The following is a 20,467-nucleotide window of genomic DNA, read 5'->3' as shown; positions in this document are numbered from 1 at the left end:
TTTTCTGATTTGATGTCTGGCGGCTCAGTCTTCGAGCCCGGCCAGACTGCGGGCAAATGATTTGGCCTCGAATGGACGCAAATCCTCGGCACTTTCGCCAACACCGATCGCGTGAACCGGTTTGGCAAATTTTTCGGCCAGTGCGACAACAACGCCGCCCTTTGCCGTGCCATCCAGCTTGGTCACGATCAGGCCGGTGACATTGGTTGCCTCGGAAAAGACTTCGACCTGGGAATGGGCATTCTGTCCGGTGGTGGCATCAAGCACCAGCAACGTATCATGCGGGGCGGTTTCATCGCGTTTGTGAATGACACGGACGATCTTTTTAAGTTCGTCCATCAGATGCGCCTTGTTCTGTAAACGCCCGGCCGTATCGATCAGCAAAAGGTCATAACCTTCGCGCTTGGCCTGATCAATCGCATCAAAGGCAAGCCCGGCGGCATCGGCACCTGTGTCACGCGCAATCACCGGGCAACCGGTCCGTTCGCCCCAGACTTTGAGCTGTTCAACAGCGGCAGCACGGAATGTATCGCCCGCCGCCATCATGACCTTGAGCCCCTGATCGCGATAGGTTTTGGCAAGTTTTCCGATTGTGGTGGTTTTGCCCGATCCATTAACGCCAACCACAAGGATCACATGGGGCTTTTTGGTCGCATCAATCACCAGCGGCTTCGCCACGGGTTCAAGGATTTTGGCGACTTCGGTGGCGATGAATTCCTGAATCTCGGCGGGATCGACTTCTTTGTCGAAACGGGTGCGCGACAATTCTGCGCCCAGTTTTGCCGCCGTGGTGACACCCAGATCGGATGTGATCAGCAGATCTTCGAATTCCTCAAGCGCATCATCATCCAGACGGCGCTTGGTGAAGATATCTGCAATCCCGGTGGTCAGTTTCGAGGAGGAGCGTTTCAACCCGTCTTTCAGTCGGGCAAACCAGCTTTTTTTCCCCTCTTCACTCATCCCGCAAGCTCCGCTTTCAATTTTCCGTCTTCAACGCCAATGACTTTGGCCTTTGCAATTGTGCCCGGTTCTATCACGCGATCCAGCGTAACGGGAGCAAAATGCTCCGTATGTCCGGTATTTTCCTTTTCCACCAACACATTTTCGGTCAGGCCGATGCGTGATTTCAGGAAATTGTTCAACTGAATTTCACCGGCATCACGAAGCGCGCCGGCGCGTTCCTTGCGGATATCCTTGGGCACCTGGGGCATGCGGGCCGCCGGTGTTCCCGGACGGGCGGAATAGGGGAACACATGCAGGTAAATCAACCCGCATTCATCAACCAGACGCAGGGTATTTTCCGCCATTTCATCGGTTTCGGTCGGGAAACCGGCAATGATATCGGCCCCGAAAGTCACATCGGCGCGAAGTGCACGGACCTTGTCACAGAAATCGATGACATCCTGACGCAGATGGCGACGTTTCATGCGTTTGAGCACCATGTCGTCACCCGCCTGAAGGCTGATATGCATATGGGGCATCAGGCGTGGTTCGGTTTCGATCAGGCGGAAGATATCCTCGTCGACCTCGACCGGGTCAATCGATGAAATCCGCAGGCGCGGCAGTTCGGGCACCTGGGCGAGAAGACGGCGCGCCATCTGCCCCAATGTCGGCTTGCCCGGCAGATCATGACCATAGGAGGTGATATCCACCCCGGTCAGAACCACTTCGCCGTAACCGTTGGCGACCAGTTCACGGACCTGACTGACGATCTCGCCCATGGGGACGCTGCGCGAATTGCCGCGACCAAACGGGATGATGCAGAATGTGCAGCGATGATCACAGCCGTTCTGGACCTGCACAAAGGCGCGTGCGCGGCCTTCGAAGCCGGAAACCAGATGGCTTGCGGTTTCCTCGACCGACATGATGTCGTTGACGACAACACGTTCATGTTCGGGCATCAGGAAGGTTTCGGCCTTCATCTTGGCATCGTTGCCAAAGATGCGGTCGATCTCGGTCATTTTGGCAAATTTGTCGGGATTGACCTGAACAGCGCAGCCGGTCACGAAAATCTTGGCATTGGGGTTTTCACGACGCAGGCGACGGATGCTTTGGCGGGCCTGGCGTTCTGCCTCGGTCGTGACAGCGCATGTATTGATAATGATCGCATCATCAAGACCGGCATTTTTGGCATGGTCGCGCATCACCTCGGATTCATAGGTGTTCAGGCGACAACCAAATGTAACGACGCGCGGCTCTGTCATGCTCGCCCTTTTAATGATCCATTCCGGTTTGGAAAACACTTCCGTCGGCGCCAGCCAATGATTTGCCTGCTGCCAGTACGGAAAGTCCGGCAAGCTCAATCGCCTTGCCGGGCGCTGGTTACATACGCTTTTAGCAGTTTTAATGCAAGTCTGGCCGGTTCATGGCACACATGCATCAAGCACGGACGGAATTCTATTCGGCGGCGAAATTGCGATTGCGGCCATCCCTCTTGGCCCGATAGAGCGCACTATCCGCGCGATCAACGACCTTGGCGGCCCCTTCGCCCTTAACATATTCGGCCACACCGACCGAAACGGTCATGTGACCGAACGACGTTCCGCTTGATTTGGCGCGCACCTCGCGGGCGGCAATCCGCTTGCTCATATCCTCGGCCAGCATCATCGCGTCCTTGAGCGGTGTTTGTGGCAGCAGGATTGCAAACTCGTCCCCGCCATAACGCGCCACCAGATCCCGACCCTTGGTATTGGCTTTGATCATGGAGGCGATCAGAACAAGGATTTCATCGCCGATCCGATGGCCGTATTTGTCGTTCACCGCCTTGAACTGATCAAGATCGACCATCATCACGCAAAATGGTTCGTCAATGTTCCCGCTATCAAACTCGACGCAGCAACTGGCCAGGACTTCCTCGAAATGCATGCGATTGGAAACACGGGTCAGGCCATCGGTGTAGGATCGTTCGCGGGTTTCATGCAGTTCACGTTGCAGATGGGTGATTGTCTTCAGATAGTCACCAAGCTGCTCATGCAGGCTTTCGACAGTCGTTTGCATCCGTCCGGTATGCAGGACCACATTGTGAATGACTTCGTCGGCCTTTTCACCGGTTTTAAGGGATGTTTCCGCCTTACCCAGCACATCGCTGTAAACACGCAGCTCGTCGCGGGTGCTGGAAAGGCAGGCATCGCTGTTTTCGACAACATCGGAAAAATCTTCCATGCCGCGCTGAAGAAAATCAGCCGCCTGCCGGTCAAAGATATAGCGGTAGTAAAGTTGCAGCAGCGTTTCTTCGCCAATCGTCTCGCCGGTTGCTTTGACAGCATCAATCACGCGGAGGATTTCCGGGTTTTCCTCGGCGTAATAAACGAACCAGACATGGTAAAGTTCGGGTGTCGGACGCAGCCCGTGATCGCGCAAAGCATCCAGCGTTGCCTTGGCATAATCCCAGTGTTTTGAGACTTGATGATCCGTCGCTGTCACAACGGTGCTCCACCTGTTGATTACCCATCATATTTCAGAGAGCCTGAGCCCGCGGAGGCATCCTGTTCGCAAGGAACTTAGCCTAATCCGCGGGCCTCAGTCACGCATCCAGAATGGTAATCACTCGGTGATCTACAGCCGGAAAGAGTTCAATCAGCTGCTCCGGATCATTGTCCCGGCCCCGCGTTCGGTGAAGAGTTCAAGCAGGACCGCATGCGGTGCACGACCATCGACGATTACCGCGGCCTCGACCCCATTGCGGACTGCATCCATGCAGGTTTCCGTTTTCGGGATCATACCGCCCTGGATCGTGCCATCGGCAATCATTGCATTGATACTGTCGATATCCGCGTCACGCACCAGTTGCTTATCGGCATCAAGGATACCTTTGACATCAGTCAGCATATAAAGGCGACGGGCACCGACAGCCTGTGCAATGGCACCGGCAGCCGTATCAGCATTGATATTGTATGTCTGACCGTCTTCACCAACCCCTATCGGTGCAATTACCGGAATAATGTCGGTATTGATGAAGCAATCAAGCACATGCGGATTGACCTCGACCGGTTCGCCGACAAAGCCCAGATCAAGGACCTTCTCGATATTGCTTTCGGGATCGCGCTTGGTGCGTTGAAGTTTGCGCGCCTTGATCAGATGGGCATCCTTGCCACACAGACCAACGCTGACACCCCCGGCACGGTTGATGTTCGAAACGATTTCCTTGTTGATCTTGCCGGCCAGAACCATTTCGACAACGTCGATGGTCTGCTGATCGGTGACGCGAAGGCCATCAACGAATTCGGACTGGATGTTAAGTTCCTTGAGCATCTGGCCGATCTGCGGACCGCCGCCATGAACCACAATCGGGTTCATGCCGACCTGCTTTAACAGCACCATATCCTGGGCAAACAGGCGGGCCAGTTCCGGGTCCCCCATGGCATGCCCGCCATATTTAACCACGATCGTCTGACCGTTATAGCGTCGCATATAGGGAAGAGCCTCGGACAGGACCTTGGCGCGTGCCAATGTCCGGTAAGCGTTGGATTCCGAGCTTTCTTCTTCAGAACGGACTTCTTCGTTCATGTCTTCTCCCCAATGTTATACGAGCGCTATCGGGTGATTATAGCAGCGTTGCGATTTCTGCGCGAAGCGCTTCAAGGCCGGTGCCTTTTTCGCTTGATGTCGCAAAAAGCTGCGACAGGGCGGCGGGATGTTTTTTCACCGCTTCGACCACTTCGCGAATGCGTTTTTCCATCTGGCCTTTTTTAAGCTTGTCGGCCTTGGTCAGAACGATCTGATAAGACACGGCGGCCTCATCCAGCATCTTCATCATTTCAAGATCGGCTTTCATGAAGCCGTGCCGGGAATCGATCAAAACAAACACGCGCCGCAACGTGACCCGTCCGCGCAGATATTGTTTGATCACATTCTGCCATGTATCGACGATATCCTTGGGGGCCTTGGCAAATCCATAGCCCGGCAGATCGACGATATTAAGCGCCCCATCCAGATCGAAATAGTTCAGCTGCTGGGTCCGGCCGGGCGTGTTCGACGTCCGGGCCATATCCTTGCGACCGGTTATGGCATTAAAAAGGCTGGATTTTCCCACATTGGACCGCCCGGCAAGGCAGATTTCGATCTTGTCTTCGGGGGGCAACTGTTCAAGTTGCGCCACCCCCAACATGAAAGTAACCGGGCGGGAAAAAAGTTTCCGCCCGGCTTCGATCTGAGCCGATTCAAATGTCGGGATTGCAGTTGCCGATGGCAATTTTTCTTCGGTCATTGTCGTTCCTTGAGCCCCGCGGGGACGGTTGCCCGCCCCGCGGAGAGGATGGGGATCAAATCCCCATTTTGTACATGATGTAACGCTGTTGTGCGATCGACAGCAGGTTGTTCCATGCCCAGTAGATCACAAGACCCGCCGGGAAGCTTGCCAGCATGAAGGTAAAGATCAGCGGCAGGAACATCATGATCTTGGCCTGCGTCGGATCAGCCGGTGCAGGGTTCAGTTTCTGCTGCAGGAACATGGTGACCCCCATGATCAGCGGCCAGACACCGATCATCAGCATCTGCGGCGGATCCCACGGGATCAGGCCAAACAGATTGAACAGCGAGGTCGGATCCGGTGCCGAAAGGTCCTGAATCCAGCCAAAGAACGGTGCGTGACGCATTTCGATGTTCACGAACAGCACCTTGTAAAGTGCGAAGAACACCGGAATCTGAACCACGATCGGCAGGCAACCCGATGCCGGGTTGATCTTCTCGCGCTTGTAAAGCGCCATCATTTCCTGCTGCTGACGCTGACGGTCATCCTTGAACTGCTCGCGCATCTTGGTGATTTGCGGCTGCAGTTTCTTCATCGCACTCATGGATTTGTACGACTTGTTGGCCAGCGGATACATCACCGCCTTCACAAGGACCGTGAAGATCAGGATGGAAACGCCGAAGTTGCCCACCAGATGGTTCAGCCACTGCAGGAACAGGAAGAACGGTTTGGTCAGGAAGTAGAACCAGCCGAAATCAATCGCGAGGTCGAAATTCGTAATACCATAGTCATTGGCATACTGATCAAGAAGCGACACTTCCTTGGCACCGGCAAACAGACGGGTTTCCGAAGCGGCTTCGGAACCGGCCGCAACCGTGCGGGCCGCACCAAGATAATCCGTCTGGTACTTGTCGGAATTCTCGGCAACATGGTGGCTGAAACGCGTGGTCAGGGCCTCGTCCGAGGACGGTGCCAGCGCAACCAGCCAGTATTTGTCGGTAATGCCAAGCCAGCCGCCAGTGGTTTTCTTTTCCACGGCACCGTCTTCGGCAAGATCGTCATAATCGATTTCCGTCAGGGTGCCGTCAATGACGCCAAGCGGACCTTCATGCAGGATATAGAACCCTGCCGTGGTCGGCTTGCCCTTGCGCGAAATCAGGCCGTACGGATACAGCGTAACGTCCGAACCGCTGTCGTTTTTCACCGACTGCTTGATCGAGAACATATAATTGTCGTCGATCGAAATCTCGCGGTTGAAGGTCAGGCCGCTGCCGTTGTTCCAGCTCAGCGTTACCGGTTTTGACGGGGTAAGCTCGTTGGAGCTTGCCGTCCACTGGGTGTCGCTATTGGGAACACTGACCGACCTGTCTGCGGCAACCCAGCCGAATTCGGCAAAGTACGCATTGTCGCTACCGGTCGGGTTCAGAACGTGGATCAGCGGGCTGTCCGGTTCTTCGGTCTCGCGGTAATCCTGCAACTGGATGTCGTCAATCACGCCACCAACCAGACGGATCGAACCCTCGACGCGCGGGGTTTCAATCTTGATACGCGGAGCTTTTGCAAGTGCTGCGTCGCGGTTGACGACCGGAGCCGCCGGTGCAGCACCACCTGGTACGCTGGGCACGTTCGAGGCAGACTGCGGAGCAGTATTGCCATTGACGTCAAGTTGTTCGCGAACTTGCGCTTCTCGATCCTGCGGCGCAGGTTCGGGAGCGAAAAAGAATTGGAACCCGACAAGGATTGCGACCGAAGCTGCAATCGCAATCCACAGGTTACGTTGTTCGTTCATCGCCTCTTTCCGCTTTCGTCCGGCGGCGCAAGACGCCTGACCGGTATTCTATTTACATGACTAAAGCGCCGTTAACCGGAGTTCATCCTCCGACGGCGCTTTGTTTTGTTCACAGCCACATCCGGGCACGGGATCATAACCATGACCACCCCATGGATGGCAACGCATTATCCGTTTAAAACCCATCCAGCCGCCTTTTATTGCCCCATGGCGGGCAAGTGCCTCCAACATATAAGCCGAACAGGTCGGCTGATATCTGCAGGACCACCCGATATAGGGCGATAAAAAGAGCTGGTAGCCGCGAACCGCGATTTGAAGAAGACGCGCCAAGGGGCCCACATTCGATCCGGGAAGGTTACTCATTTAGCAGAGTCTCCTGCCTTCGTCGCACCACCGGGCCTTGATCCACGTCCCTTGCGGGGGCGCTGGCTATCGGGGGCGGAAGGTTTGGCATCCGGAATACGCCGCAGGGCAAACCGCATATCATCAACCAGTTTTTCAAAATCCCGGTCAATGGTCTGCTGACGACCGATCACGACATAATCCCAACCGGGCAATGCCATATCCGCCATCAATTGGTCCGCCACGGCACGCAAACGCCGCCGAACGCGATTGCGAACGACGGCCTTGCCCACCTTTTTGGTGACGGTAAACCCGACTCGTGCAAGTCGATCTTCACCGGCGTATTCTGTGTCCGGTTTGATCCCGGGACGCGGAGCGCCCTGAAGGATCAATCCTTGTGTAACCCATTTCCGGCGGGTGCCTGCGACGCGAAGAAACTCTGCGCGCTTTTTCAAGCGTTCCACCGAAACGGTCACAACATTAGGCCGACAGACGCTTGCGGCCCTTGGCGCGGCGTGCGGTAAGCACACGGCGGCCACCGACGGTCGCGCTGCGGGAACGGAAGCCGTGGCGGCGTTTCCGTACGAGTTTGCTTGGCTGGTAGGTGCGCTTCACTGCACTTACTCCGTTCTAATAAAGGTAATCCGATAAAATTCGAGGTCCGCTGTATAGGACTTCACACCATGGCTGTCAATCGCGACAGGGTGAGTTCCCCCAGAAAACCGACAATGCCGCCGAGATTGCGTCCCGACGGCATCCAAATCGTCTTTTCGTCACCACTCGATACGTTCGACATTGGAAAATGTCAACTCGGTTCCATCAGAAAACACAATGGTTCCCGACGAATCGGTGGAGAGTTCCATATAGTTGTGCTTCGATTTCGTAATGCTGCCTTCATCCAGAACCAGGGTCCAGTCACTCGAATCGATATTGCCACCATTGGCACTATGCAATTCGATGGTATCGGTGGTCCATCCATTGGCCCCACCGTCCACATGGTCCGCCCCGTCACCCATGTTGAAAATAAACAGATCCGACCCGCCACCACCGTAAAGCTGGTCATCGCCGGTGCCGCCAATCAGCGTGTCGTCATCATCCCCGCCCAGCAGCATGTCATTCCCGGCACCACCAGACAGGGTATCTTTCCCCGCACCGCCAATCAGGGTGTCATTGCCATCGTCACCATAAAGACGGTCTTTGTCGCCACCGCCATCAATCGTGTCGTCACCCGATCCGCCATACAGCGTATCGCGCCCCCAGCCGGTGGTTAGGGTATCGTTGCCCGATCCGCCGTCAAAATAGTTCGATCCGCCGTCCGCATTCAGGATGTCGTTACCGTCACCGCCAAGGAAGGTGTCATCACCGTATCCGCCATGGATCGAGTCGTTGCCGCCCTCGCCCCATACGGTATTATCCCCGCCGCCAACATCAATGCGATCATTGCCGTCACCAGACGCGACCGTATCCTTACCGCTGCCGGTCGTGATGCTGTCATCGCCACTGCCGCCAAGGATGGTATTGCGGCCTTCGCCGCCCGTGATCGTGTTGTCGCCATCCCCGGCATCGATATAATCGTCATCGCTTCCGACACGGATCGTGTCATTGCCGGTCCCGGTCCAGATGCGGTTATCGCCTTCACCTGCATTGACGATATTGTTGCCATCCCCCCCAACAATGGTGTCACGGCCGCTGCCGGTATAGATGGTGTCGTTGCCCTCGCCGGTCTGAACGGTGTTCGTACCTTCGTTGGCATAGACAATATTGTCACCACCGCTGGCGTGGATTTTGTCATCGCCGCTGCCGCCGGTGACATAGTCATTACCTTCTCCGGCATAGATCGTATTCGTGCCCTCGCCACCATGGACGATGTCATTGCCCCCACCGGCATTGATATAATCGTTCCCGCCATCGCCGGTGATGCTGTCATCACCGTCACCGGCATAAATGACATCATTGCCGTTCCCGGCCCAGATCGTATCGTTGCCCGCATTGGTCCAGATGGTGTCATGACCGCCACCCGCGCCGATGGTATCGTTGCCGGAACCGGTCTGGAACATCTCGCTTGCTTCCGACCCCCAACGGGTTTCATTGGGATCGGCGGCTTCTTCCTCAATCGTGACCAGAAGGATCGCGGTCGTCGTGGCGGTATCGCTGCCATCACGCGACTGGGCCGAGACCGTCAGCTCGAACGTTCCGAAATAATCACTTGCCGGGGTCAGGCTCAGGCCACTCAACTGGGCCGGGCTCAGCGTCCAGGTACCGTTCCCGTTATCGGTCCCGGCAGACAGGGTCGCACCGCCCGGTACACCACTGATGATAATCGTCAGGGTCTCACTGCTGTCCGTCAGGCCTGCGTCGATATCAAGCGCGACAGCATTGCCCTCGTCCCCACTGGCATCAGACAGATCAAGTGTCGGCGCATCGGCGACACCGGCAACATCAACCGTAATGCTGCCTGTTGTGGTCGCAATGTCGCTGCCATCCGCAGATTGCGCGGTGACCGCCAGATCAAACGATCCGCTGAAATCATCCGCTGGCGTGATCGTCAGACCGTTCAGGTCAGCCGCCGACAAGGTCCAGGTCCCGTCACCGTTGTCCGTGCCAGCCGACAAGGCGGCACCTTCTGGCACGCCACTGATCGTAACGGTTAGAACTTCGCTGCTGTCCGTCAGGCCTGCGTCAATGTCGAGCGTAATGGCCGAATCTTCTGAACCACTGGTGTCAGAGACATCCAACGTCGGCGCATCGGCGACACCTGCGACATCAACCGTGATTGAGCCGGTCGTGGTTGCTACATCAGAACCATCTGCCGACGTTGCGGTCACACCAAGCTCGAAGCTGCCGGAGAAATCATCCGCTGGCTTGATCGTCAGGCCTGCGAGCTGATCGGGACTTAGAGTCCAACTGCCATCACCGTTATCGGTACCCGCAGACAAGGTCGCACCTTCTGGCACGCCGTTGATCGTAACGGTTAGAACTTCGGAGCTGTCAGTCAGGCCTGCATCAATGTCGAGTGCAATCGCCGAATCTTCCGAACCACTGGCGTCAGAGACTCCCAAAGTCGGCGCATCGGCGACACCCGTGACATCAACAGTGATCGTGCCGCTGCTCGTCGCAACATCGTCACCATCAGCCGACTGCGTCGTGACCGTCAGGTCAAACGATCCGCTGAAGTCATCCGCTGGTGTGATCGTCAGACCGTTCAGGTCAGCCGCCGACAGTGTCCAACTGCCGTCACCGTTATCGGTACCGGCAGACAAGGTCGCACCTTCTGGCACGCCGCTGATCGTGACACTCAGAACTTCGGAGCTATCCGTCAGGCCTGCGTCAATATCGAGCGTAATGGCCGAATCTTCGTTACCAGATGCATCCGAAACTTCCAACGTCGGAGTATCGGCAACACCGGCAACATCAACCGTAATGCTGCCTGTTGTGGTCGCAATATCGTTGCCATCCGCAGATTGCGCGGTGACCGCCAGATCAAACGATCCGCTGAAGTCACCCGCTGGTGTAATCGTCAGACCGTTCAGGTCAGCCGCCGACAGTGTCCAACTGCCGTCACCGTTATCGGTACCGGCTGACAGGGTCGCACCCTCTGGCACGCCGCTGATCGTAACACTCAGAACTTCGGAGCTGTCCGTCAGACCTGCATCAATGTCGAGTGCAATCGCAGAATCTTCGTTACCAGATGCATCCGAAACTTCCAGCGTCGGAGCATCGGCAACACCTGCAACATCAACCGTAATGCTGCCTGTTGTGGTCGCGATATCTTCGCCATCGGCAGACGTTGCCGTCACCATCAGATCAAACGATCCGCTAAAATCATCAGCTGGCGTGATCGTCAGGCCTGCAAGCTGATCGGAACCAAGAGTCCAGGTGCCGTCACCGTTATCGGTACCGGCAGACAGGGTCGCGCCCTCTGGTACGCCGTTGATCGTAACGGTTAGAACTTCGGAGCTGTCCGTCAGGCCTGCATCAATGTCGAGTGCAATCGCAGAATCTTCGTTGCCAGATGCATCCGTAACATCCAACGTCGGCGCATCGGCGACACCCGTAACATCAACAGTGATCGTGCCGCTGCTCGCCGCAACATCGTCACCATCCGCAGATTGCGCGGTGACCGCCAGATCAAACGATCCGCTGAAGTCATCCGCTGGTGTGATCGTCAGACCGTTCAGGTCAGCCGCCGACAGTGTCCAACTGCCGTCACCGTTATCGGCACCGGCAGACAAGGTCGCACCTTCAGGCACGCCGCTGATCGTAACGGTTAGAACTTCACCGCTGTCCGTCAGGCCTGCGTCAATGTCGAGCGTAATCGCCGAATCTTCCGAACCACTGGCATCAGAAACTTCCAATGTCGGCGTATCTGCCACACCTGCAACATCAACAGTAATACTGCCCGTTGTGGTCGCGATATCTTCGCCATCGGCAGACGTTGCCGTCACACCAAGCTCGAAGCTGCCGGAGAAATCATCCGACGGGGTAATCGTCAGGCCTGCAAGCTGAGCGGGACTTAGAGTCCAGCTGCCATCACCGTTATCGGTACCGGCTGACAGGGTCGCACCTTCCGGAACGCCGCTGATCGTGACACTCAGAACTTCGGAGCTGTCCGTCAGGCCTGCATCAATGTCGAGTGCAATCGCCGAATCTTCCGAACCACTGGTGTCAGAGACTTCCAGCGTCGGCGCATCGGCAACACCAGCAACATCAACCGTAATACTGCCCGTTGTGGTCGCGATATCTTCGCCATCGGCAGACGTTGCCGTCACACCAAGCTCGAAGCTGCCGGAGAAATCATCCGACGGGGTAATCGTCAGGCCTGCAAGCTGATCGGGACTTAGAGTCCAGCTGCCATCACCGTTATCGGTACCGGCTGACAGGGTCGCGCCCTCTGGCACGCCGTTGATCGTAACGGTTAGAACTTCGGAGCTGTCCGTCAGGCCTGCGTCAATATCGAGCGCAATCGCCGAATCTTCTGAACCACTGGTGTCAGAGACATCCAACGTCGGCGTATCGGCGACACCGGCGACATCAACCGTAATCGTATCCGTCGCGGTGGCGATATCGTTGCCATCCGCAGATTGCGCGGTGACTGTCAGATCAAACGACCCGCTAAAATCATCCGTTGGTGTGATCGTCAGACCGTTCAGGTCAGCCGCCGACAGCGTCCAGCTGCCATCACCATTATTGGTTCCAGCCGACAAGGTTGCACCTTCTGGCACACCACTAATCGTAACGGTGAGAACTTCGGAGCTGTCCGTCAGGCCTGCGTCAATATCGAGCGTAATGGCCGAATCTTCTGAACCACTGGCATCAGAGACGTCCAAAGTCGGCGCATCGGCGACACCCGCGACATCAACCGTAATCGTATCCGTCGCGGTGGCGATATCGCTGCCATCAGCCGCCTGCGCGGTCACCGTCAGATCGAACGATCCGCTAAAATCATCCGCTGGTGTGATCGTCAGTCCGTTCAGGTCGGCCGTCGACAAGGTCCAGCTGCCATCGCCGTTATCGGTACCTGCCGACAAGGCGGCACCTTCCGGAACGCCACTGATCGTGACGGTCAGGAGTTCAGATGCATCTGTCAGGCCTGCGTCAATATCGAGCGCAATGGCACTGTCTTCGGTGCCGGATACATTTGATACATCCAGTGCTGGCTTGTCCGCGACACCGGCGACAGCAACCGTAATGGTATCGCTGATCGATGCCGTGTCGTTGCCGTCCTGCGATGTTACCGTGACGGTCAGATCAAAGCTGCCGCTGTAATCACCGCTCGGGGTGATGCTCAGACCTTCAAGATCACTAGCACTCAATGTCCAGCTGCCATCACCGTTACTGGTCCCGGCCGACAGGCTGGCCCCATCGGGAACACCGCTGATGGTGATGGTCATCGTTTCGCTGGTATCTGTCAGCCCCGCATCGACATCCAGACCAATCGCGCTGTCTTCGCTGCCCGATGCATCCGACACGGTCAAAGTCGGTGTATCTGCAACTGCGCTGACATCAACAGTGATGACCTGACTGGTCGATGCACTGTCATCGCCAGCACTTGAAGTTGCCGTAACGGTAAGATCGAATGTACCGCTGTAATCATCGACCGGTGTAATCGTCAAACCTTCAAGGTCTGCGGCCTCAAGCGTCCAACTACCGTCTCCGTTATCGGTTCCGGCAGACAGGATCGCACCTTCGGGCACACCAGAAATGGTGATGCTCAGGATTTCGGTTGCGTCGCCAAGCGACGCATCAATATCAAGGGCAATCGCGCCGCCATCCTCGGCACCCGTGGCATCAGCGACATCCAGTGCCGGAGCCTCTGCCGCCGGGTTATAGGACGCACCATCGACATAAATTTCGAGATTCTCGATATTGCTGACCTCGACCCCGAGTGCGTCAAGCATCAGGCTGCCGCCCTCACCGCTTTCGACATGGGCTTTGAGGTCCTGCAATGCTTCAAGAACACCCTCGCCTGAAAGCTGATCCGAATTCAGATAAAGCTTCAATGTATCGGTGTTTGAACCGCCATCGACAATGCCGGTTCCCTCTGCGCTCAGATCGACGGTGTAATTGATCTCGTCATTTCCAGCCTCGCCATAAAGCCTGTCATCGCCCGACCCTGTCAGCGTGTCGTTGGAACTACCGCCATAAAGCGTATCCGTGCCGTCACCCCCATCAAGGGTATCCTTGCCGCCGCCGCCAATAACGGTGTCGTTACCTGCACCGCCATTCACGATGTCATCAGAATTTCCGGCATTGATGTAATCACTACCGTCGCCGCCCGAAATCGTGTCACGACCGTTGCCACCGTAGATCGTGTCGTCTCCGGCACCGCCAGTTACAATGTCATCCGAGCCACCGGCATTGATATAATCCTCACCCTCGCCGCCGCTGATCGTGTCACGTCCGCTGCCGCCATGGACGGTATCATTACCCTGACCGGCATCAATGATGTCATGGCCGCTGCCGCCATAGACGATATCATTACCCTCGCCTGCATCAATAATGTCATCGCCGCTGCCGCCATAGTTGGTATCATTACCTGTACCGGAATTGATAATATCGTTGCCGCTCAGGCCTTCTACATAATCATTACCTTCAGCGGTCGTGATTTCATCAGAACCGGTCGTACCAATCACGCTCTCATTCGGATCGTCAATCACTTCGATCTGCAGCACCTGTGAGATGCTTGCACTGTCCTCACCATCAACCGATGTGGCCGTAACGGTCAGCTCAAAGTTGCCCCAATAGTTTTCCGATGGTGTGATCGTAAGCGCTTCAAGCTGTGCAGGGGTCAACGTCCAGGTGCCATCTCCGTTATCGGTGCCCGCAGACAGGGTTGCCCCATCCGGAACACCGGAGATGGTCACTGTCATTACTTCTGAGCTGTCGGTGAGGCCTGCGTCAATATCGAGCGCAATCGCACTGTCTTCGTCGCCAGAGGCGTCAGACACTTCCAGTGTCGGCGCATCCGCAACACCAGCGACATCAACCGTAATCGAACCCGTCGTGGTCGCAACGTCTGAACCATCGGCAGAGGACGCCGTCACATCAAGATCAAACGAACCACTGAAGTCATCCGCAGGCGTAATCGTCAGACCGTCAAGCTGATCCGAACCCAGCGTCCAGGTCCCATCGCCATTATCGGTCCCTGCCGACAGGGTCGCGCCATTCGGAACGCCCCTAATGGTGACAGTGAGAGTCTCCGAGCTGTCAGCAAGAGCGGCGTCGATGTCGAGGGCGATACCATTGTCCTCGTTGCCAGACGCGTCACTGACATCAAGCGTCGGCGCGTCGGCCACACCGGCCACGTCCACCATAACGGTATCTGTAACCGATGCGATATCGGTGCCATCCTGCGTACTTGCAGTAATTTCAAGGTCAAAACTACCGCTGAAATCAGACGGCGGTGTAACGCTGATACCTTCCAGTTCATCACTTGTCAGTGTCCATGTACCGTCACCGTTGTCAGTACCTACCGACAGCGTCGCACCTTCTGGGACCCCGCTAATCGTAATTGTCAGCGTTTCAGTGGAATCAGCCAAACCAGCGTCAATATTCAAAGCAATGGCACTGTCTTCGTTGCCGCTGGCATCACTGACGCCGAGCGTCGGAGCATCGGCAACACCGGCAACATCAACCGTAATCGAACCCGTCGTGGTCGCAACGTCTGAACCATCGGCAGAGGTCGCCATCACACCCAGATCAAACGAACCGCTGAAGTCATCCGCCGGGGTGATCGTCAAACCATCAAGCTGATCAGAGCCCAGCGTCCAGGTGCCATCACCGTTGTCGGTGCCCGCAGACAGGGTTGCACCATCGGGAACACCAGAGATCGTGACCGTCAGAGTTTCGCTGGAATCCGTCAGACCGGCATCAATATCGAGGGCAATAACATTGTCCTCGTTGCCAGACGCATCACTTACTTCGAGTGTCGGAGCATCCGCGACACCGGTCACCTCAACGGTAATTGTGCTGTTGCCGCTGCGCGTCAGAAGACGCACCGGATCGGATGTTGATGCAACAGAATCGCCATCTGTGGATCGTGCGACCACCTTAAGATCAAACGCGCCACTGAAGTTTTCCGGTGGTGTGATCGTCAGTCCTGCAAGCTCATCGGCATCCAACGTCCATGTGCCATCACCATTGTCGATCCCGGCAGACAGTTCCGCACCATCGGGCACACCGCTTACGGTGACGCTCAACACCTCGCTGGAATCTGTCAGCGCGGCATCAATATCGAGCGCAATCGCTGTATCCTCAAGACCCTGCGCATCCGACACATCAAGCGTCGGTCGGTCTGCGACGCCTTCGACATCAACCGTGATTGAGCCGTTTGTCGTGGCAATATCCGACCCGTCCACAGACTGGGCCGTTACATCAAGCTCAAACGCGCCACTATAGTTGTACGGCGGCCTGACTCTGAGGCCATCAAGTTGATCCGGGCTCAGCGTCCAGCTGCCGTCACCATTGTTCGTACCGGCAGAGAGCCTTGCGCCATCCGGAAAACCGGAGATGGTGACAGAGAGAACTTCACTGGCGTCTGTCAGGACAGCGTCAAGATCAAGCGCAATTGGCCGGTCTTCGTAACCCGAAGCATCCGATACTTCCAGCGTCGGTGCATCGGCCACACCGGCAACATCAACCGTGATTGAACCGGTCGTGGTTGCTACATCAGAACCATCTGCCGACGTTGCGGTCACACCAAGCTCGAAGCTGCCGGAGAAATCATCTGCTGGCGTGATCGTCAGGCCTGCGAGTTGATCGGAACCAAGAGCCCAGGTGCCGTCACCGTTATCGGTGCCCGCGGACAAAGTTGCCCCTTCCGGGACACCAGAGATGGTCACCGTCAGCACTTCGCTGGAATCCGTCAGACCCGCGTCAATATCAAGCGAAATGGCAGAATCTTCTGAACCACTGGCGTCAGAGACGTTCAAAGTAGGTGCGTCCGCAAAACCTGTAACGTCAACCGTAATCGTATCCGTCGCTGTCGCAATGTCGCTGCCATCCGCAGATTGCGCGGTGACTGTCAGGTCAAACGATCCGCTAAAATCATCCGCGGGTGTGATCGTCAGGCCTGCAAGCTGATCGGAACTCAGAGTCCAGCTACCATCACCATTGTCGGTACCGGCAGACAACGTCGCACCTTCTGGCACGCCGCCGATCGTAACGGTGAGAACTTCGCTGGAGTCCGTGAGACCAGCATCAATATCCAGCGCGATGGCAGAATCTTCTGAACCACTGGTGTCAGAGACATCCAGCGTCGGCGTATCGGCGACACCGGCAACATCAACCGTAATCGTATCCGTAGCTGTCGCAATGTCGCTGCCATCCGCAGATTGAGCGGTGACTGTCAGATCAAACGACCCGCTGAAGTCATCCGCTGGCGTGATCGTCAGGCCTGCAAGCTGATCGGGACTTAGAGTCCAGCTGCCATCACCGTTATCGGTACCGGCAGATAAGGCCGCACCTTCTGGCACACCACTGATCGTAACGGTTAGAACTTCACCGCTGTCCGTCAGGCCTGCATCAATGTCGAGTGCAATCGCCGAATCTTCTGAACCACTGGCATCAGAAACGTCCAATGTCGGCGTATCTGCCACACCGGCAACATCAACAGTGATCGTGCCGCTGCTCGTCGCAACATCGTCACCATCAGCCGACTGCGCCGTCACCGTCAAATCAAACGATCCGCTAAAATCATCTGCTGGTGTAATCGTCAGACCGTTCAGGTCGGCGGATGACAAGGTCCAGGTCCCGTCACCGTTGTCCGTACCAGCCGACAAGGCAGCACCTTCTGGCACGCCACTGATCGTAACGGTTAGAACTTCACCGCTGTCCGTCAGGCCTGCGTCAATGTCGAGCGTAATCGCCGAATCTTCTGAACCACTGGCATCAGAGACGTCCAAAGTCGGCGCATCGGCGACACCCGCGACACCAACCGTAATCGTATCCGTCGCGGTGGCGATATCGCTGCCATCAGCCGACTGCGCGGTGACTGTCAGATCAAACGATCCGCTAAAATCATCCGCTGGTGTAATCGTCAGACCATTCAGGTCGGCAGCAGATAGCGTCCAGCTGCCATCACCGTTATCGGTGCCCGCAGACAGTGTCGCGCCTTCTGGTACGCCGCTGATCGTGACACTCAGAACTTCGGAGCTGTCCGTCAGGCCTGCGTCAATGTCGAGCGTAATGGCCGAATCTTCCAAACCACTGGCGTCGGAGACATCCAGCGTCGGAGCATCGGCAACACCGGCAACATCAACCGTAATGCTGCCTGTTGTGGTCGCAACATCTTCACCATCCGCAGATTGCGCGGTGACCATCAGGTCAAACGATCCGCTGAAATCGTCCGCTGGTGTGATCGTCAGGCCGTTCAGGTCGGCCGCAGACAAGGTCCAGCTGCCATCGCCGTTATCCGTACCTGCCGACAAGGCGGCACCTTCCGGAACACCAGAGATGGTTACCGTCAGGACTTCGCTGGAATCCGTCAGGCCTGCATTAATGTCGAGTGCAATCGCAGAATCTTCGTTGCCAGATGCATCCGTAACATCCAACGTCGGGTCATCGGCGACACCTGCGACATCAACAGTAATACTGCCCGTTGTTGTCGCGATATCTTCGCCATCGGCAGACGTTGCCGTCACACCAAGCTCGAAGCTGCCGGAGAAATCATCTGCTGGCGTGATCGTCAGGCCTGCAAGCTGATCGGAACTCAGAGTCCAGCTACAATCACCATTGTCGGTACCGGCAGACAACGTCGCACCTTCTGGCACGCCGCTGATCGTAACGGTGAGAACTTCGCTGGAGTCCGTGAGACCAGCATCAATATCAAGCGAAATGGCAGAATCTTCTGAACCACTGGTGTCAGAGACATCCAACGTCGGCTTATCGGCAACACCTGCGACATCAACCGTAATGCTGCCTGTTGTTGTCGCGATATCTTCGCCATCGGCAGACGTTGCCGTCACACCAAGCTCGAAGCTGCCGGAGAAATCATCCGACGGGGTAATCGTCAGGCCTGCGAGCTGATCGGGACTTAGAGTCCAACTGCCATCGCCGTTATCTGTACCCGCAGACAAGATCGCACCTTCTGGCACGCCACTGATCGTAACACTCAGAACTTCGGAGCTGTCCGTCAGGCCCGCATCAATGTCGAGTGCAATCGCATTGTCTTCGGACCCGCTCGCATCCGACACATCCAATGTCGGCGCGTCTGCGATCCCCGCAACATCAACCGTAATCTCTTCGACAACGACTGCGCTATCGGTGCCGTCAGTTGTCGAGACAGATACGGTCAGGTCGAAGCTGCCGCTGAAATTTTCGCCCGGTGTGATTGTCAAGCCGTCGAGATCGGCGACGTCGAGGGTCCAGGTGCCGTCACCATTGTCGGTTCCGGCGGACAGGGTTGCGCCATCTGGCACGCCTGAGATGGTGATCGAGATGCCCTCGTTCGCATCAAGCAGTTCGGTATCAATCGAGAGTGCAATCGCACTGTCTTCGGCACCGGCGGCATCGCGGACATCAAGCGTTGCACCATCGGCAACGGCTTCGACATCGACCGTGAAGCTTGTGCTTGTCGATGATGTGCTGCCATTGGCCTCGGTGCTGGTCGCGGTCACCGAAAGATCGAAGCTGCCATTGTAGTTCTCAGCGGGCGTGATCGTCAGGCCCGCAAGCTGGCCTGGTGTCAGTGACCATGTGCCATCGCCGTTATCCGTGCCGGCCGATAAAACCGCCCCATCAGGCACGCCGGAAATCGTGATCGAAAGGGTTTCATCGCCGCCATCAAGGTCACGAAGAGCAGCAGAGACATCAAGCGAGATCGCACTGTCTTCGTCACCGGCAACATCCGTGGCAGAAAGGCTTGGTGCGTCGGCGACTTTTGGCACCTCGTTCCGGGTTTCGAGTTCCAGAACCTCGTCCAGTTCGTCGGAATCCGCAGCACTGACATCGGCCGCCGCAACAGCAGCCTCTGATGCCGGTGCGGACCGGGGCGCAAAATCAGTTTCAATATTTTGACCGGAGCGGCCACCACCGCCTTCGCCGGCACCGGGGACAATGGTCGTATCGGGTGTTGAAACCGGTTGCGGGTTATCAGCACCACCTGCATCGTTTGACCGCAGGGAAACCGGGTCGTTTCCTGAGCTGCCACCAGCAGTTTCAGCGCCCTCGCCAACCGTATCGATATTGTTTTCAAGCTCGACCCGCTCGGCCTCGGCCTTTATCTGTTTTTCCGTGGCGTCGGCCTGGGTTGTTTCCTCGGCCCGTTGATCGCCCGCGTTGCGCTGGCGGAACTGGCGTTGGTCTTCGCCCTGCGGGTTATTGACCTGATTGCCATAATGAACACTGCCCAACTGTTCGTTGGGAATGCCGCCATCGCCATTCTGATCACCATGCAGTTCGACATGCTCGTCCGGATCATCGCCACTGCGATCATCACGCATAAGATCATCACCGCCGGTACCGGTATCTGCCCGGTTTCCGCCCAGTTCGTTGCGAGTGTCTTCTGCGTCGCGAGGATCGTCCGCCATCTAGCCCATTCTCCGAGAAATGCGGGACGGGAATCCCTGATCCGCATTTCTATACAAAAGTATAGAATCCTCTGTTTTACCAGAGAAACGTGCGGCCAGGCAGTAGAAATGAAATGAACA

The 20,467-nt window shown here is 56.5% G+C and carries 10 protein-coding genes; all 10 read right to left on the bottom strand.

Annotated elements, in window-relative coordinates:
* Positions 1 to 24: 24 nt before the first annotated feature.
* The gene (gene ftsY / locus TH3_RS02945) at positions 25 to 960 is read right to left on the bottom strand and encodes a signal recognition particle-docking protein FtsY (protein WP_007091256.1); all 936 of its coding nucleotides are present in this window, start codon (positions 958 to 960) and stop codon (positions 25 to 27) included.
* Positions 957 to 2,204: a tRNA (N(6)-L-threonylcarbamoyladenosine(37)-C(2))-methylthiotransferase MtaB gene (mtaB, locus tag TH3_RS02940; RefSeq protein ID WP_040060455.1), complete on the bottom strand. Its 1,248-nt coding sequence runs from the start codon at positions 2,202 to 2,204 to the stop codon at positions 957 to 959. Before mtaB ends, ftsY begins: the two co-directional genes overlap by 4 nt.
* 193 nt (positions 2,205 to 2,397) lie before the next feature.
* Entirely contained in the window at positions 2,398 to 3,423 is a 1,026-nt protein-coding gene (locus tag TH3_RS02935) for a GGDEF domain-containing protein (protein ID WP_007091258.1), read from the bottom strand.
* 153 nt (positions 3,424 to 3,576) lie between these two features.
* Entirely contained in the window at positions 3,577 to 4,506 is a 930-nt protein-coding gene (argB, locus tag TH3_RS02930) for an acetylglutamate kinase (RefSeq protein ID WP_007091259.1), read from the bottom strand.
* A gap of 37 nt (positions 4,507 to 4,543) precedes the next feature.
* Positions 4,544 to 5,206: a ribosome biogenesis GTP-binding protein YihA/YsxC gene (gene yihA, locus TH3_RS02925; RefSeq protein ID WP_007091260.1), complete on the bottom strand. Its 663-nt coding sequence runs from the start codon at positions 5,204 to 5,206 to the stop codon at positions 4,544 to 4,546.
* Positions 5,207 to 5,261: 55 nt separating this feature from the next.
* Positions 5,262 to 6,977, bottom strand: coding sequence for a membrane protein insertase YidC (yidC, locus tag TH3_RS02920; RefSeq protein ID WP_007091261.1), 1,716 nt, complete (start codon positions 6,975 to 6,977; stop codon positions 5,262 to 5,264).
* Between the two features lie 60 nt (positions 6,978 to 7,037).
* Positions 7,038 to 7,340, bottom strand: coding sequence for a membrane protein insertion efficiency factor YidD (yidD, locus tag TH3_RS22595; protein ID WP_007091262.1), 303 nt, complete (start codon positions 7,338 to 7,340; stop codon positions 7,038 to 7,040).
* Complete coding sequence (gene rnpA, locus TH3_RS02915; RefSeq protein WP_230729395.1) at positions 7,337 to 7,783, bottom strand: ribonuclease P protein component; 447 nt, start codon at positions 7,781 to 7,783, stop codon at positions 7,337 to 7,339. The genes yidD and rnpA overlap by 4 nt, the downstream gene beginning before the upstream one ends.
* Before the next feature lie 16 nt (positions 7,784 to 7,799).
* Positions 7,800 to 7,934, bottom strand: a complete 135-nt coding sequence (gene rpmH, locus TH3_RS02910) for a 50S ribosomal protein L34 (RefSeq protein WP_007091264.1) — start codon at positions 7,932 to 7,934, stop codon at positions 7,800 to 7,802.
* 158 nt (positions 7,935 to 8,092) lie between these two features.
* Positions 8,093 to 20,347 carry an Ig-like domain-containing protein gene (locus tag TH3_RS02905; protein WP_040059483.1) on the bottom strand — a complete coding sequence of 4,085 codons (12,255 nt, stop codon included), beginning with the start codon at positions 20,345 to 20,347 and terminating at the stop codon, positions 8,093 to 8,095.
* Between the last annotated feature and the right edge of the window lie 120 nt (positions 20,348 to 20,467).

The sequence above is a fragment of the Thalassospira xiamenensis M-5 = DSM 17429 genome (assembly GCF_000300235.2).
GTDB classification, from domain to species: Bacteria; Pseudomonadota; Alphaproteobacteria; order Rhodospirillales; family Thalassospiraceae; genus Thalassospira; species Thalassospira xiamenensis.
The sequence above is the reverse complement of the archived record's forward strand: the minus strand, read 5'-3'. Positions and strand labels throughout refer to the sequence as shown.